This window comes from Sphaerospermopsis sp. FACHB-1094 (genome assembly GCF_014696195.1).
GTDB lineage: Bacteria > Cyanobacteriota > Cyanobacteriia > Cyanobacteriales > Nostocaceae > Sphaerospermopsis > Sphaerospermopsis kisseleviana.
This window is the reverse complement of sequence record NZ_JACJPT010000033.1, coordinates 1-14,609: the sequence shown is the minus strand read 5'-3', so window position 1 is coordinate 14,609 and position 14,609 is coordinate 1. Positions and strand designations below refer to the sequence as shown.

General features: G+C 36.5%; 16 protein-coding genes and 2 pseudogenes. 9 read left to right on the top strand and 9 right to left on the bottom strand.

The window, feature by feature from the left end:
• Nucleotides 1-234 precede the first annotated feature (234 nt).
• A complete protein-coding gene (locus H6F47_RS12430) occupies nt 235-681 on the top strand; it encodes a DUF29 domain-containing protein (RefSeq protein ID WP_190346279.1) in 447 nt (148 codons plus the stop codon).
• Entirely contained in the window at nt 662-820 is a 159-nt protein-coding gene (locus H6F47_RS12425) for a hypothetical protein (protein WP_190649427.1), read from the top strand. The genes H6F47_RS12430 and H6F47_RS12425 overlap by 20 nt, the downstream gene beginning before the upstream one ends.
• On the opposite strand, the gene H6F47_RS12420 is transcribed toward H6F47_RS12425, so the two are convergent.
• The 6 genes from H6F47_RS12420 to H6F47_RS12395 all read right to left on the bottom strand — a co-directional run bounded on the left by H6F47_RS12420 (nt 817) and on the right by H6F47_RS12395 (nt 6,300).
• Entirely contained in the window at nt 817-1,575 is a 759-nt protein-coding gene (locus H6F47_RS12420; protein ID WP_190649426.1) for a YebC/PmpR family DNA-binding transcriptional regulator, read from the bottom strand. The two genes, H6F47_RS12425 and H6F47_RS12420, sit on opposite strands and share 4 nt — an antisense overlap.
• A gap of 21 nt (nt 1,576-1,596) precedes the next feature.
• On the bottom strand, nt 1,597-2,250 hold the full coding sequence (locus H6F47_RS12415) for a Uma2 family endonuclease (RefSeq protein ID WP_190346281.1): 654 nt from the start codon (nt 2,248-2,250) through the stop codon (nt 1,597-1,599).
• A 44-nt stretch (nt 2,251-2,294) separates the two neighbouring features.
• On the bottom strand, nt 2,295-2,774 hold the full coding sequence (locus tag H6F47_RS12410; RefSeq protein ID WP_242027387.1) for a hypothetical protein: 480 nt from the start codon (nt 2,772-2,774) through the stop codon (nt 2,295-2,297).
• Entirely contained in the window at nt 2,767-3,663 is an 897-nt protein-coding gene (locus H6F47_RS12405; RefSeq protein WP_190649424.1) for an AAA family ATPase, read from the bottom strand. The genes H6F47_RS12410 and H6F47_RS12405 overlap by 8 nt, the downstream gene beginning before the upstream one ends.
• A gap of 99 nt (nt 3,664-3,762) precedes the next feature.
• Nucleotides 3,763-4,998, bottom strand: coding sequence for an LL-diaminopimelate aminotransferase (locus H6F47_RS12400; RefSeq protein WP_137667327.1), 1,236 nt, complete (start codon nt 4,996-4,998; stop codon nt 3,763-3,765).
• Between the two features lie 291 nt (nt 4,999-5,289).
• Nucleotides 5,290-6,300 carry a sodium:calcium antiporter gene (locus H6F47_RS12395; protein WP_190649423.1) on the bottom strand — a complete coding sequence of 337 codons (1,011 nt, stop codon included), beginning with the start codon at nt 6,298-6,300 and terminating at the stop codon, nt 5,290-5,292.
• A 110-nt stretch (nt 6,301-6,410) separates the two neighbouring features.
• On the opposite strand from H6F47_RS12395, the gene H6F47_RS12390 reads away from it, so the two are divergent.
• A complete protein-coding gene (locus tag H6F47_RS12390) occupies nt 6,411-7,121 on the top strand; it encodes a TIGR04283 family arsenosugar biosynthesis glycosyltransferase (RefSeq protein ID WP_190649444.1) in 711 nt (236 codons plus the stop codon).
• 291 nt (nt 7,122-7,412) lie between these two features.
• Here the strand turns inward: H6F47_RS12390 and H6F47_RS12385 are convergent, their stop codons facing one another.
• On the bottom strand, nt 7,413-7,784 hold the full coding sequence (locus tag H6F47_RS12385) for a hypothetical protein (protein ID WP_137667328.1): 372 nt from the start codon (nt 7,782-7,784) through the stop codon (nt 7,413-7,415).
• A 245-nt stretch (nt 7,785-8,029) separates the two neighbouring features.
• The gene (locus H6F47_RS12380) at nt 8,030-8,992 is read right to left on the bottom strand and encodes a GDP-mannose 4,6-dehydratase (RefSeq protein WP_190649422.1); all 963 of its coding nucleotides are present in this window, start codon (nt 8,990-8,992) and stop codon (nt 8,030-8,032) included.
• Nucleotides 8,993-9,326: 334 nt separating this feature from the next.
• On the opposite strand from H6F47_RS12380, the gene H6F47_RS12375 reads away from it, so the two are divergent.
• The 3 genes from H6F47_RS12375 (at nt 9,327) to H6F47_RS12365 (ending at nt 11,024) form a co-directional block, all read left to right on the top strand.
• A complete protein-coding gene (locus H6F47_RS12375) occupies nt 9,327-9,527 on the top strand; it encodes a hypothetical protein (protein ID WP_190649421.1) in 201 nt (66 codons plus the stop codon).
• A gap of 47 nt (nt 9,528-9,574) precedes the next feature.
• The gene (locus H6F47_RS12370) at nt 9,575-9,928 is read left to right on the top strand and encodes an ATP-binding protein (RefSeq protein WP_190649419.1); all 354 of its coding nucleotides are present in this window, start codon (nt 9,575-9,577) and stop codon (nt 9,926-9,928) included.
• A 382-nt stretch (nt 9,929-10,310) separates the two neighbouring features.
• On the top strand, nt 10,311-11,024 hold the full coding sequence (locus H6F47_RS12365; protein WP_190649417.1) for a rubrerythrin family protein: 714 nt from the start codon (nt 10,311-10,313) through the stop codon (nt 11,022-11,024).
• 729 nt (nt 11,025-11,753) lie between these two features.
• Here H6F47_RS12365 and H6F47_RS12360 read toward each other — a convergent pair.
• The gene (locus H6F47_RS12360) at nt 11,754-12,245 is read right to left on the bottom strand and encodes a hypothetical protein (protein ID WP_096566543.1); all 492 of its coding nucleotides are present in this window, start codon (nt 12,243-12,245) and stop codon (nt 11,754-11,756) included.
• A gap of 438 nt (nt 12,246-12,683) precedes the next feature.
• Here H6F47_RS12360 and H6F47_RS12355 point away from each other — a divergent pair, with 438 nt between their 5' ends.
• The 3 genes and pseudogenes from H6F47_RS12355 to H6F47_RS28870 form a co-directional block, all read left to right on the top strand.
• Nucleotides 12,684-14,369 (top strand): NAD(P)-binding protein, encoded by a 1,686-nt coding sequence (locus H6F47_RS12355; RefSeq protein WP_190649415.1) that lies wholly within the window; start codon nt 12,684-12,686, stop codon nt 14,367-14,369.
• Nucleotides 14,370-14,485: 116 nt separating this feature from the next.
• Nucleotides 14,486-14,551 (top strand): annotated as a pseudogene (locus H6F47_RS28875) (alpha/beta hydrolase); the annotation flags it as partial.
• A pseudogene (locus H6F47_RS28870) lies at nt 14,532-14,579 on the top strand (alpha/beta hydrolase); the annotation flags it as partial. The pseudogenes H6F47_RS28875 and H6F47_RS28870, both read left to right, overlap by 20 nt.
• Nucleotides 14,580-14,609 lie beyond the last annotated feature (30 nt).

Sequence of the window (14,609 nt, the reverse complement as noted above, 5' to 3'; positions counted from 1 at the left end):
GATAGATGTGAAGATAGATGAAGGTGTTTTATCTATTATTTTTACGCAAGTCTCTGAATAGAGCAAGTTGAGTAGAAAAATTACCCGCAAAATGAGTCTATGTCTTACAGCGAGTTTAGTTTAGCTAAAGCCAAACAAGAGTTTGAATTAACTACTTGATCAAGAAGATGTGGTATAATAATTAGAATAATTGCTAATTAATCATTTAACAAGTAGATTACAGTGAGTAAAGCAATGAATCCAATAAGTGATTTGTATTCTATTTATGAAGTTGATAATGAAAAATGGTTAGAACAAACTCTAGAATTATTAAAAGAAAAGCGACTAGATGCTCTAGATTTAGAGCATTTAATTGAGGAATTAGAAGCAATGAGTCGTCGAGATAAATTGACTGTTGAGAGTTTGTTAGAACAAATAATTAGACATTTATTACTGCTGCAATATTGGGAAGAGGAATATCAATATAATGCCAATCATTGGCAAGCTGAAATTATCAGTTTTAGAACTCAAATCAATGAATATTTGACTAAAAATCTAAGAAATCATTTACAAGAAAATCAAGATAAAGTTTATCAGAAAGCCTTAAAATATGTCAGTAAAAAAACAGGTATGATGATTCAATTTCCTTTAGAATGTCCTTATACTCTGGAACAATTATTAGATGAAAATTGGCTACCATAAGGGAAGAATTCAGGAGTCAGGAGTCAGGAGTCAGGAGTCAGGAGAAAGAATTAATTTTTCAACTTTTGCCTCTTGCCTTCTTGCTGTCACCTGTCACCTGTCACCTGTCACCTATCACCAGTCACCTACAACCTATTAAGCCATACTTAAAGCCATGAGATTTTCAGACATTTCAAAATTAGCGGTGACATTTTGCACATCATCTAAACCTTCCAAAATATCAATTAATTTGAGCAGCGATTTAGCTTGATCAGCATCTGTGACTTCAACTTGATTTCCCGGAATCCAACGTAATTCTACATCTCTAACATTAAAGTTTTTGGCTTTCAATGTTTGACTTAGTTTCTCTAAATTTACCACTTCAGTAACAACTTCAGCCGTGTTATCTTCAATCATTTCATAAGATTCAGCATCAGCTTCTAAAGATGCTTCTAACAAATTTTCTTCATCAACCACATCTTCAACAACACACACACCTTTTTGGGAAAACATCCAACTCACACAACCTGTTTCCCCCAAATTTCCGCCATTTTTACTAAAAGCAACTCGAATATCAGCAGCGGTACGATTACGATTATCTGTTAAAGCTTCAATTAAAATTGCTACACCACCAGGACCATATCCTTCATAGCGAATTTCTTCTAAATTGGTGTTATCACCTGCAAAAGTACCTGCACCTTTAGCGATCGCTCTTTCAATGTTATCATTAGGAATACCCGCAGCTTTCGCTTTATCAATCGCTGTCCGCAACTGAAAATTTCCCGCTGGATCTGGTATCCCACTCCTAGCAGCAACTATTATCGCCCGCGATAGTTGGGTAAAGATACTTCCCCTTTTCGCATCTACTACCGCTTTTTGACGCTTGATATTTGCCCATTTACTATGTCCAGCCATAACTTAAAAAATATTAACACTCTACTCCAAGATAGAATATAACGTCACTGTAAATTCTTCCAAAGCCTGAAAACTTCCTACCTGCCAACTACGCTCAACAGTATCAGGTATAATCTCAGTAATAGGTATATCCTCAAAATAGGGACTTTTTTCAGACTTGATATATTTCCCATCTTGCAATAAATAAATAGACAACTTACCACTATCAAAAATCCATAATTCAGGAACTCCAATAGCCTGATAAGCATCCAGAGTTGTTTTTGATGTCACATCAGTTTCTATTGCTAAATCTGGTGGTGGATCATCTGGTTGTAAACGCCGTTTACCTATCATTTGTTGATAATTTTGAATATAAAAACAAGCATCTGGTTCTACCCCTGCTATACCTATTTTTTTAAAGGTTGTTGAACCAAAAGGTTGATATTTAATTCCTTTTGCTTTCAGTAATATTTTGACGATATCAGAAATTAAATCTTTGGGAATTTCATGTTCAGGAAGAGGCACCATAATTTCTAAATTACCTTGAATATAAGCAATTCTGGAATTTCTTTTTTCTCCTAATTCTTTTAAAATCGCCTCAAATTCATCCCAGCTAACATCGGGAATGGTAACTTTACTACCGGGTGTTAGCTGCATTTTACTAACGGGTTTAAAAACGGGAATAGCTACACTCATATAAAGGAGGTAATAGGAATTTAATACTATCCATTAAGTATCTATTATAACAAACTTTTTAAAGTTATTCTAATTTCTGTTTTACTGTCAATATCTGGGTGACAAAAACACTTAATTTTAATTTGATCTTGATCTCTCAGAATTGTCTGACAAATTAATGTACCAGATTTATTATCACTTGTGATAATTTCTGAAAATTTACTATATTTATTTTCTTCTAATTTCTTTCTTTCAGAGAATGTTTGATAAAATAAAATTCCTTTAAAATCTATATATATTTCTTCTTCATGATAACCTTGTTTGGGATTTAAGTTTTTCCAGATTCTTTCTACTGTTGACTTTTCATCAAAATAGTTTAATTCTTGAATACATACCTTCTTCAATTTTGCATTATAACTTTTTTCTTCAATTTCAATTATTTCATTTTCAGCTACAGGAATTTCAATAATAAATTCTTGTTTTGATAAAGCTTTGTGAAATTCATCTCTCAAATTACGCACATCGCGTTTATTACCTTTACTCATCGTCACCCTCATCTTCCTGAACATAAATATAATCAGTCAGAATGCGAAGTGATTTATCTAAGTTATTTTCAACTTCTCGAAAATTTCTAAAATAAATACCATAATCACCGCTTTCATAGTCTATAATTTTATCACCTGTGAAGAAATAAACACCGACTTTTTCCTTTGCGATAGATACAGATGAATCAACATAGTATAATTTATTATCTTCGATAATTTTCTCTACATTTACACCATGTTGATTTTTCAGAACATCCAAATATATATAGTTATTAATAGCATTAGCTAAAATTGAACTATGGGTTGTGATTAATACTTTATTTCTGGTTTCGTTTTGGATGAACTGGATTAAGATATTTAATAATTTAATCTGATTTTCTGGATGTAAATTCACTTCCGGTTCATCTATCATTAAGAAATTATTTTTTTCTTCCGCCCAATATTTAAAATATGTATCCAAAAGTGTTAACTGGTTGACAGAAGAAGAAGCTAAATACATTGGCAAAAGTTCGTCAACAGAACTTATTTGAAAATAAAATTCTGCTGCTCCAATTCCTTCTCGACGAATAATTTTTATTTCACCTCCAAGAATTTCTTGTAGCTGTTCAGAAAGATGTAAATAATGATCCTCAATATTTGCATCATACATTTCTAACAGTTTTTGAATGACTTGATTAATAGGTTTTGTATATGGTCTTTGAAAAACATCTAATTCTTCTAATTCAGCTAATTTAATCTTCTCTTTAGTACGAGATCGAGGGCGTTCTAATAAATCTACAAGTTTTTTGATATCTTGTTCACGTTTTTTTCTTTCAAAGTCAATCTTAGATAAATCAATGGCTTGAGTATTATTTTTAATAGGTCCTAAATTTTTGATGATCAATTTCATATAAGTTCTACCTCTCAACTAATATACTCATAACTCAAGTCTACCAAATATTCAGGTGGGCAATGCCCACCATGAGATTTTAAAGGTATTTACAAGCTACTAAACCTTAAACTTCTCCGTGATCCGCTTCATTGCTTCTTCCACATTTTCCCGACTGTTAAACGCGGAAATACGGAAATAACCTTCACCCGCAGCACCAAAACCAGAACCCGGAGTTCCCACAACATTCACAGTTTGTAGCAATTTATCGAAAAATTCCCAACTGGTTAAACCATGAGGTGTTTTCACCCAAACATAAGGTGCATTGACTCCACCATAAACCGATAAACCTGCGTTGGTGAGTTGTTCACGGATAATTTTGGCATTTTCTAAGTAGAAACTTACCAAAGCTTTGGTTTGTGCTTGTCCTTCCTCAGAATAAACCGCTTCTGCACCACGCTGTACAATGTAGGAAACACCATTAAATTTGGTAGACTGACGACGGTTCCATAATTTCCACAATTCTACATCAGAACCATCAGCAGCTTTAGCTTTTAAGGTTTTGGGAACGACGGTTAACGCGCATCGTGTACCAGTGAAACCTGCATTTTTGGAGAAAGAACGAAATTCAATGGCACAATCTCTAGCGCCTTCAATTTCATAGATAGAATGGGGAAGACTAGGATCGGTGATAAATGCTTCGTAAGCAGCGTCAAAGAAAATAATTGATCCGTTAGCTTTTGCGTAGTTTACCCACTCTTGTAAATGTTCTTTGGTTGCGATCGCACCGGTGGGGTTGTTGGGAAAGCACAGATAAATTAAATCTACTTTTTCCTTGGGTATTTCTGCGGTAAAGTTGTTTTCTGCGGTGACTGGGAGATAAACTAAACCTGCATATTCGCCTTTTTCGTTAGCTTCTCCAGTATTACCCGCCATCACGTTAGTATCTACGTAAACGGGGTATACAGGGTCAGTAACAGCAATTTTGTTATTTTTGCCAAAAATCTCTAAAATGTTGCCTGTATCGCATTTAGAACCGTCAGAGATGAAGATTTCATCAGCTTCTACATTCGCGCCTCTAGCTTGGAAATCTTGAGCAGCGATTTTTTCCCGTAACCAAGCATAACCTTGTTCTGGTCCGTAACCTTTGAAAGAAGAGCGATCGCCCATATCTTCCACTGCCTTAATCATTGCAGTCCGGCAAGCTTCTGGCAAGGGTTCGGTAACATCACCAATACCCAAACGGATGATTTTCGCATCGGGGTTAGCTTGGGCGAAAGCATTTACCCGTCTTGCAATTTCGGGGAATAAATAACCGGCTTTTAGTTTCAGGTAGTTGTCGTTAACAGTAGCCATTCTAGATTTTGAAGAAACGCACTAAAATAGCTTACTGTAATTTAGACAATGCCAATTTGACTTTTAACGTAGTTCACACCAGCTAAAAGCAGGTACAATCAATTTGATTTTTCCTCTATCTTGAACTAATATCAATAATTCAACAAGCTCTGTTACCGCAAGCTTTGTTACCACTGACGCTCACGGCGAAGCCTTGCATAATTTTAATGCACAATTTTAATTTTCATCATCCTCAATCCCTTGATTTATCTATGCAAATTCCCTTACAGTATCATTGTCTTTAACATTTCTTTACAATAGGTTCTGGTAAATCACGTACATACCACCTAAGTAAAGGATAATCAGAGCTAATCCATCCCAGGTAATATACATACGTGAACGACTAACAGCATGATAAATTAATCCTGTGATGGCCACGGAAGTCATGATCATCCCAACAACGGCAGTGAAAATATGTATCTGACTGATATTTGCCCACAAACTACCCTGTAAATACACCAAATCATAAAAGCCCAAAATTGCTAAATTAGTGATATTTGAACCAAAAACGTTAGAAACTGCTAAATCTACGGCATTAAGGCGTACTGCTGCCAGGGATGCCACGACTTCCGGTAATGATGTAGCTGTAGCCAGTAAAAGTGCGCCAATAAAACTTTGTCCTAAACCTGTAACTGCGGCAACGCGATCGCCTAAAAATGCTAACCACACACCCAGTATGACAATCATTACCGAGAGAATGATAAATCTGCGATATGCTTGCACAGGTGTAATATGTTGATATTGAAAAACCTCTGCTTCTTCTTCTAATACTTCTGCACGTCTTCTGGTTTCAAATTGGGCAATTATCCGGGCGCTGACAAAATAAAGTAATAGTAAAATCACGCTAGGAATACCCACCCATCCCATAGCTAAATTAGTATCTGTTTTTCCCAACAGCATTCCCGCAGCTGTAATACCCAGCATTCCACAACCTAAACTTGCTGCTAAACCGTGACTAATTTGCGCTCGTTTCAATAAGGGATCAGGACCGTTGTAAATATCGAGTAATGCTAAAATCAGCAAATTGAAAAGACAACTGCCCAAAATGCCACCTACAGCTAAGTCTGGAGAATTAAACATCACTATGGCACTTGTACCTGTGGCTAATTCTGGTAACGATGTCACACCCGCTAACAAAATTGTACCTACCCAAGTCCGCCCCAGTCCGGTTTTTTCTGCCAAAATATCAGCACTTTGGGAAAGCCATGTTCCCACAGCAATGACTAAAGCAATGCACACAATAACTTGAAGGAATAGCCGCATAGTTATATTCTGTACCAGATTAATCTGCAATCTGCTGTATGAGTGTTAAACTTAATGTTTTACAAAAATTTTCAATTTTAATTTTTAACGTGGTTCATCTGGTATTTGATATGGTGCATCAAGATATTAAAACTCAACGCATTTCAATTATTATACCTACTCTCAATGAAGCCAATAATATTAAAGCAGCAATTACCAGCACTCAATCAAGTACAAATGTGGAAGTCATTGTTGTTGATGGTGGTTCAAATGATGGTACACCTACTATTGCTCAATTTTTAGGTGCAACTGTAATTTCTTCTGCTCCTGGTCGTGCTATACAAATGAATACAGGTGCAGCGATCGCTAGTGGTGAAATTCTCCTGTTTCTCCATGCTGATACTCGTTTACCTCAAGGTTTTGATACTATGATTCGTACCGCATTACAACAACCTGGAATTATAGCTGGTGCTTTTGCTTTGCGAATAGATGCACCTCATTGGGGTTTGCGTTTGGTAGAGTGGGGTGTAAAGTTGCGATCGCATTTTTATCAATTACCCTATGGTGATCAAGCTATTTTTTTAACTAAAATCGCATTTGCAGAAGTTGGTAATTTTCCCCAAATACCTATTATGGAAGATTTTGAACTGATTACCTGTTTAAAACGTATAAGTAAAGTTCAAATAATTGACGTTCCTGTAATTACATCACCCCGGAGATGGTTAAAAAAGGGAATTTTTAAGACTACCCTACTTAATCAAATTATCGTTCTTGCTTATCTATTAGGTGTTTCACCAGAACGCATCCGTAAATGGTATAACAATTACCCTTTGATATGGTAATCATGGCAACATTATTATTTAGGGCTTGCTGAAAAAATGCAAAACCCAGATAAATCAAAGGGTTGAGGCTGATAAACAGGAAAATAAGTGTAAAGATATAGCGTCTACACCCTCAAAAACCTTGCACTTTTGTTGAGTTCGAGAGATGAAAAACAATTTTCAAATTTCCTCTTGGCTCCTGACTCCTGACTCCTGACTCCTGACTCCTGACTCCTGACTCCTGACTCCTGACTCCTGACTCCTGACTCCTGACTCCTGACTCCTGACTCCTGAATTCTATTTCATGTTAGTTCATTCTTCCAGTGATTTGGCAGGAACTTCAATTGCTGTTACATCAATTGTACCTTCTGGTGCAAAGCGGCTAAATTGACTATTTTTTACTAATAGCTGTTCTCCGCAATTTGGACATTGCACTTGGCTATTATTTAAACTTGTTATTTCACATCCACAAACCGGACATTTGTCAGTAACTAAGTTTCTTTTTAGCCACCAGCGAAATCCAAAGAAGGCGACAATTGGTATTATTAATAACAGTCCAAAAATAATTAGTAAGGAATTCACTAACCAGCCTAAGCCTAAGGATGCTAATAACCAGGCTACTGCTAATATAGTCAGCCAAGGACGCAGTTTATCAAGATTTTGTTGGAAGTTATTAAGGTTCATTTCTTAAATTTTTCTACTCTATTCTTATTTTAGTTATCAATTATCAGTGGGAACAGGTAATTGGTAATTGGCAATTCAATGAAAGGATTTTGGATTTTGGTGAAGCAGTGCGGTCTTGGGGGTTTCTCCCATGAGCAACTGTTGAACCCGCAGGGATTGTTTCTGTCAATTCCAATCTAAAATCGAAAATTTTTCTCCCCAGTCACCAGTCACCATTCCCCAGTCTCCTTACAATAGCAACATTATTAACTGTTTAAATATTCTAAATCTGTTTTTACCATATTTTCCAAAAGTTGCTCAAAACTCACTTTTGGTTCCCAACCAAGCTTGTTTTTGGCTTTACTGGGATTAGCTACCAGTTGAAAATGTTCATCTGCTCGTAATAAATTAGTATTCACAATTACATATTTTTCCCAATCCAGTCCTACACAATCAAAAGCAGTAGCAATTAATTCCCTGACGCTGTGGATTTTACCTGTACCAATTACATATTCTTCAGGCTCGTTTGCTTGTAGCATTCGCCACATAGCATTCACGTGATCTCCGGCAAAACCCCAATCTCGTTGAGCATCCAAATTACCCATTTCCAAGGTTTGAGCTAAACCCAATTTAATTTTAGCTACCGCCAAAGAAACTTTACGGGTGACAAACTGAGGCGGACGCAAAGGGGATTCATGGTTATATAAAATACCACTACAGGCAAATAGACCATAACGTTGTCGGTGATGTACCATCGTCCAATGAGCGTGTAATTTTGCTGCTGCATAGGGATTTTTGGGACGAAAGTGAGTTTCTTCATCTTGGGGAGCAGTAGTCACATCACCAAACATTTCCGAACTACTAGCTTGATAAAACCTTGTGGATAAACCAACTTGGCGAACTGCATCTAATAATCTAGTAGCAGTACCTGTAATCAGATCAAGAGTTCCCAAAGGATCATTCCAAGAGTCGGGAACGAAACTAGGAGCAGCTAAATTGTAAATTTCCTGGGGTTGTAGTTGTTCAACAGCAGTTAATAAACCCGCAGCATCTCTTAAATCAACAGTGTAAATTTTTACGTTATCTGCTAAACTTCCTAATTTTGACAAGTTAGTTTGTCTATGGGGAGATACCAAACCGAAAACTCGGTAATTTTGATTAAGAAGCAAATGGCTCAGATAGTAGCCATCTTGACCTGTAATGCCTGTTATGAGGGCGGTCTTGATCATAATGAGGGATATAAATAATATGTATTACAACTAAGCTGTTACACAGCTAAATTGTATAATCCTAATATTCTGAACTCTTGTTTAACAGGCAAGATGCCTGTTCCACTTATACAAATTAAATGCACAACAGCTTATCACTAACTAAAATATAAAATTATAGCAGTATACAATCAGATATGCTCACTGCTGGCAATTTTTCGCTAATTAAACCTACTTATAGCTTATCTTGATCATGGTACTAGAAATTCAAGTTTTTAATTTTACTTCATATTCGCAGTCATAACTATATTGAATAATTACTCTTTTTTTGATGTTTTTAGTCTCCTTAACGGAAATGACCCAATTAGAGCAAGCAATCACAACCAATCTTTTAACGGTTTCATCAGATACAACCGTTGCTGAGTCCATATTGCAGATGAGTGCAGCACGGGCAAGCTGTTCCTTAAAAGATGATGATGATCAATTGATCTGGCTTGTCACCCATAAAAGCCTACGTCATCTGCTGCATCCAGTAGATTTACTGCGATCGCAGTAAATAAAAATATCCAATTTATCAGCGATCTACCCAAACCTGGTAGTTGTATGAAAGTAGATGAGCCTATCTTTCGTCGCATTATAAATAATATTGTTTCTAATGCAGTTAAGTTTTCTCCTGCTAACAGTAAAATCATTTTACGTGCCAATTATCTAGCAGATGATTCGGCAAAATTCGAGATTATTGACTTTGGATCTGGAGTTAAAAAAGAACTGCAAGAAAAGATTTTTAATAAGTATGAAATAGGAACTATGGTTAATAATACCAATCAAACCGGTTTAGGATTGGCACTTTGTAAAATGGCGATCAAAGCTCATGGAGGCAAAATAACATTGCAGGATAACCATCCTCAAGGCTCTATTTTCACAGTTGAAGTTCCAGCAGTTTGTACATCTGTATAAAAGACAAAATACAACAGTGATCAATTGATAATTGATAATTGATAATTGTTTCATGCAAGGCTTCCGCCGTGAGCGTCAGCCGAACGGTTTATAAACTCCGCTTACAAAGGGTAAAAAAAAGCCAAAAATTCCGCTTTTTACAGCCTCAGTCTAATAACAATAATTTTCAATAAACTACTTTGACAGAAAAAATATAAAATATTCATAATCTAAGATTTATAATTATCCTGAATCGGCTAATAACAAGGGTAATTAAAGATGGGCTAAAACAGGTTCTATAACATCTCTTTAAATATTGTAAAAATATTTTGGCTGCCTCATCTGCCTTAGTTCAAGAGTCTGTTTTTACCATGAAATATCACTTAACAGGCAAGTAAAAATTATGGATTTGTCAAATTTTACGACACTAAAAAACTTAGAAGCAGCTTTCGGTGGAGAATCGATGGCAAATCGTAAATACCTGTTTTTTGCAAATGTGGCACGTAAACTGGGTTTTACAGACTTAGCGAAGCTTTTTAAGGAAACAGCAGATCAAGAAACTGAACACGCTTTTGCACATTTTGAGTTATTACATCCAGAACTGGTTGTCAAAGATGCAGCTAGTTTAACTGATGAACAAAAACGGGAAATTATGTCTCGTTGTTTGTCTTTGGCAATTGAAGGGGAAACCTATGAATACACTACCATGTATCCTGATTTTGCTGCTGCTGCTCAAAAAGATAGAGATAATCCCGCAGCGGAAGAATTTCTCAAACAAGCTCAAGAATCTAGTGAACACGCTAATACATTCCGCGCCGCAGCACACCGTTTTGGGTTGCTCAAATTCATTGAAAATTATCACGCAGATCGCTACGCTGAAGCTTTAGAAGTATTAAATGGTGGACAAGCTGTAACGAGAGTCGCAGGTGAAGATCCCGCAACTCAAAAATGGATTTGTAGACAGTGCAGTATGATTTATGATCCTGTTGTTGGTGATCCTGATTCGGGTATTGCACCTGGTACACCTTTTGTAGAAATTCCTGATGATTGGAGTTGTCCTATTTGCGGTGCTACTAAAAAGACTTTTAAACCTCTTGAGGAAAAAGTTGTTGCTTAAATTAAACTTAGCAATGTTAAACCCTTACAGGAGATGTCTTAACTACTCTGTCTACAGCTATACATCCCCAACCAAAATACCCTAAAAAAGAGAGTGGGAGGAGGCATTACCAAGCGCCATTCTCTCCCACTCTACTATTTGCTGCTGAAGCGATTCGGGAATATACACATAACGCTAATCGTTAAATTAGGGGGGTAATTTATATAACGATAACGTTTCTACTCAGTGAGTATTCCTATTGCAGCAAACGATCATTTTATTTAATTGTCCAACAAACTTAACAAGAATCAGAAACTAATTTTTTTAATTTTTTAGCAACTGTCTTGCTTTCGTTTGTCTAATTTAATTTAACTTGCTTCTCTAGCTTGTGGTTGCCAATTTGGCATTTTTCTAGCTAGAAATTTAGAAATTTTTGCTCGTTCATTGCTAACACTTGATCAGAGAGACTTTGAACCATACACCTGATAAAAGTTATAGCTAAAAACTAAGATAATGTGAGTAAAGCACTAGGGGGTAATACCCATCATCCGCATTTATGTTTGGTTTCCGTCGTTTTTAAAACACTTAATTTGTGATTTGATAACTGATTTGTAAATCATTTTACCATGCAAGATTTATTGTTTTGTATGAGGGGTTTAACCCTTCATTTACAGAGAAACCCGACTGATTTGAGTATGTGAGTAGTCGGGAACTGCTGTATATGAGTGATGAGATGGAAGAATATTGTACCTAATCAGCGATCGCCCACCGCACATAAGGACGAGAGGCCGTAATAGTTTTGTAGGTAATTTCCTGAGCAGGAGCGTTAATTTTTCGCAAATCTACCCGAAAATAGGCTTTTTTATTTTTAAATTGTGCCGTGTAGAATTTATATTCTTGATTGCGAGTTTGTCCAACACAGGAAGCGTAGTTACTGCGTAAAGGTGCAACAAATTCTACAAATTGCTTATTATTAGAAGCAACTAATTTAACTGAATCTGCAAAAGCTTTAGTATCTGCAATTACTGTATGTTCTGCACCTCCTTCATAGGGTAGAGTTATCCACCATAAACCAACTGTTTGCGGACAAGTTCCGCTGGTGCGTTGTACATTGAGTTTAACATTAGGTTCAGCTATTGGACCGGGTGTGGTTTGCGCTGAAATTGGATAAGAAACTGTTGCTGCTGCTAATAAAGAAGCAACAATCACAGCAAGTTTTTTAGGTTGTAATATATTTTTCATCTGCTTTGTTACTGGCCTATAATTATCTAGACGGAGTATTTCAATCATTTGTGTCTGGAATGTTTAATGTTTAATGTTTTTTAATGTTTAATTTCCTCGCTATCGTGTGTTCAGTTACAGTTCTATTTAGAGAAATCAGGCAAAAATAGAGATTCATACAGAGTATTACAGGTAAATGAAGTAAACAAGCCAGTGAAAAATATTTACATCAAAAAATTTTACTCCTGACTGCTGTAAGGGCGTTCGCGAAGCGTGCTGGAAGCATCAGCATTCGGGCGATAAATTATCAATTTTGCTCACAATTTTTTGGTAAGGGCGAAGCATTCGGGCGATAAATTATCAATTTTTATCACAGGTTATTTTCCGAATGCTTCGCCCCTACTTCGCCCCTACTTCGCCCCTACGACTCCTGAATTATTACAATTATGCTGCTGTTTCATGAAACCTCGAATTATTGTTTGTGGCTTAGGACGGACTGGATATAAAATCTTTCGTTTGTTGAGACAACAGGGTGCGTTAGTTGTTGGTATTCATCGCAGACCCATAGCTGGTGAAGCAACGGGAGATGTAATTATTGGTGAATTTTGTGCAGCTTCTACCCTGCAAGCAGCAGGAATTGACCAGGCACATACTTTAGTGATTGCTACTGCTGATGATGCAGTAAATTTGTCAGTGATGATGCAAGCACGGGTATTAAATCCTAATATTCGCATTATCAACCGTTTTTATAATACTAATTTAGGTGAACGTTTAGATCACACTCTTATAGATCATTTAAGTATGAGTGTTGTGGGGTTGGCTGCACCAGTATTTACATTTGCAGCTTTAGGAAATAAAGCCATAGGACAAATCAAATTATTTGAGCAAACTTGGCCAATTCAAGAAGAATATATTGATGAAAATCATCCTTGGCGTGGTCAAAAAATAAGTGATTTGTGGGAAGATAAATCACGGATGCTGATTTATTATTTACCTGTTTTTGGGAAGATGAATTTAGTGTCAGCGGTGTTAGCAGAACAACATTTAAAAGTAGGCGATCGCCTCATTATTGGCACTCAACCCCGCATCAATCACACCCGCAAATCATGGGCAAGAAAACTGATTAAAATTTTCACCAGTATTCGCCATTTTCAAAAACACGCCCAATCAGTCTTAGCAATGGCTATAGCATTAGTAGTCATTATTTTGATCGCCACTTTTACCTATGTTTATGCTAAATTAAATATTTCCTTTGTTGATGCCTTATATTTTGCTGTGGGCATGATTACTGGTGCTGGTGGTAATGATAAAGTTGTAGAAGAAGCACCAAATAATATTAAAGTATTTACCATTTTCATGATGTTGGCAGGAGCAATAGTGTTTGGTATTTGGTATGCTATGCTAACGGATTTTGTCTTAGGAACTCGTCTCAAACAATTTTGGGATGCTGCCAGAATTCCCCAACGTCATCATTATATTGTTTGTGGTTTAAGTGGCATAGGAATTAAAATTGTGCAACAACTTCATACCAGTGGACATGAAGTAGTAGTAATTGAAACAGATGCTAATAATAGATATGTCAACACTGCTAGGGGAATGGGTATTCCTGTCATTTTGGCAGATGCGAGTTTTCGCACAACTTTACAAACCAGTAATATAGATACCGCGTCCGCAGTTTTAGCTGTTACTAATAACGATGCTATTAATTTAGAAATTGCCCTCAAAGCCAAAAGTTTAATATCAAGAATTCCGGTAATTGTTCACTATGCTGATCCTGATTTTGCAGGGATGGCAAAACAGGTATTTGATTTTGAAGCTGTATTAAGTCCAGCAGAATTAGCTGCACCGGCTTTTGCTGCTGCTGCGTTGGGAGGGAGAATTATTGGTAATGGAATTATAGGTGATAATTTATGGGTGGCTTTTGCAACTTTGATTACTCCTAATCATCCTTTTTGTGGTCAATGGGTGAAAGATGTAGCTAGATATGCGGATTTTGTACCTTTATATGTAGAGACAAATCACCAAACTTTACACGGTTGGGATTTATTAGAAACTAATTTAAGTGCAGGTGATATTTTGTATTTAACAATTCCTGCAAATCGGTTATATCAATTATGGCGAGAAGAACAGGAAATAGCAGGTTAGACTGGGGACTGGTGACTGGGGACTGGTGACTGGGGACTGGTGACTGGTGACTGGTGACTGGTGACTGGTGACTGGTGACTGGTGACTGGTGACTGGGGACTGGGGACTGGTGACTGGTGACTGGGAAGATTTATAATCTAATTACCAATTACCAATTACCAATTACCAATTACCAATTACCAATTACCAATTACCAATTACCAATTACCAATTACCAATTACCAATTACCAATTACCAAT

Coding starts and splice junctions, on each gene's coding strand:
- H6F47_RS12430 (WP_190346279.1), top strand. CDS start 235: ATGAATCCAATAAGTGATTTGTATTCTATTTATGAAGTTGATAATGAA.
- H6F47_RS12375 (WP_190649421.1), top strand. CDS start 9,327: ATGACCCAATTAGAGCAAGCAATCACAACCAATCTTTTAACGGTTTCA.
- H6F47_RS12420 (WP_190649426.1), bottom strand. CDS start 1,575: ATGGCTGGACATAGTAAATGGGCAAATATCAAGCGTCAAAAAGCGGTA.
- H6F47_RS12415 (WP_190346281.1), bottom strand. CDS start 2,250: ATGAGTGTAGCTATTCCCGTTTTTAAACCCGTTAGTAAAATGCAGCTA.
- H6F47_RS12360 (WP_096566543.1), bottom strand. CDS start 12,245: ATGAAAAATATATTACAACCTAAAAAACTTGCTGTGATTGTTGCTTCT.
- H6F47_RS12405 (WP_190649424.1), bottom strand. CDS start 3,663: ATGAAATTGATCATCAAAAATTTAGGACCTATTAAAAATAATACTCAA.
- H6F47_RS12400 (WP_137667327.1), bottom strand. CDS start 4,998: ATGGCTACTGTTAACGACAACTACCTGAAACTAAAAGCCGGTTATTTA.
- H6F47_RS12355 (WP_190649415.1), top strand. CDS start 12,684: ATGAAACCTCGAATTATTGTTTGTGGCTTAGGACGGACTGGATATAAA.
- H6F47_RS12410 (WP_242027387.1), bottom strand. CDS start 2,774: ATGAGTAAAGGTAATAAACGCGATGTGCGTAATTTGAGAGATGAATTT.
- H6F47_RS12395 (WP_190649423.1), bottom strand. CDS start 6,300: ATGCGGCTATTCCTTCAAGTTATTGTGTGCATTGCTTTAGTCATTGCT.
- H6F47_RS12385 (WP_137667328.1), bottom strand. CDS start 7,784: ATGAACCTTAATAACTTCCAACAAAATCTTGATAAACTGCGTCCTTGG.
- H6F47_RS12390 (WP_190649444.1), top strand. CDS start 6,411: ATGGTGCATCAAGATATTAAAACTCAACGCATTTCAATTATTATACCT.
- H6F47_RS12380 (WP_190649422.1), bottom strand. CDS start 8,992: ATGATCAAGACCGCCCTCATAACAGGCATTACAGGTCAAGATGGCTAC.
- H6F47_RS12370 (WP_190649419.1), top strand. CDS start 9,575: ATGAAAGTAGATGAGCCTATCTTTCGTCGCATTATAAATAATATTGTT.
- H6F47_RS12365 (WP_190649417.1), top strand. CDS start 10,311: ATGGATTTGTCAAATTTTACGACACTAAAAAACTTAGAAGCAGCTTTC.
- H6F47_RS12425 (WP_190649427.1), top strand. CDS start 662: ATGAAAATTGGCTACCATAAGGGAAGAATTCAGGAGTCAGGAGTCAGG.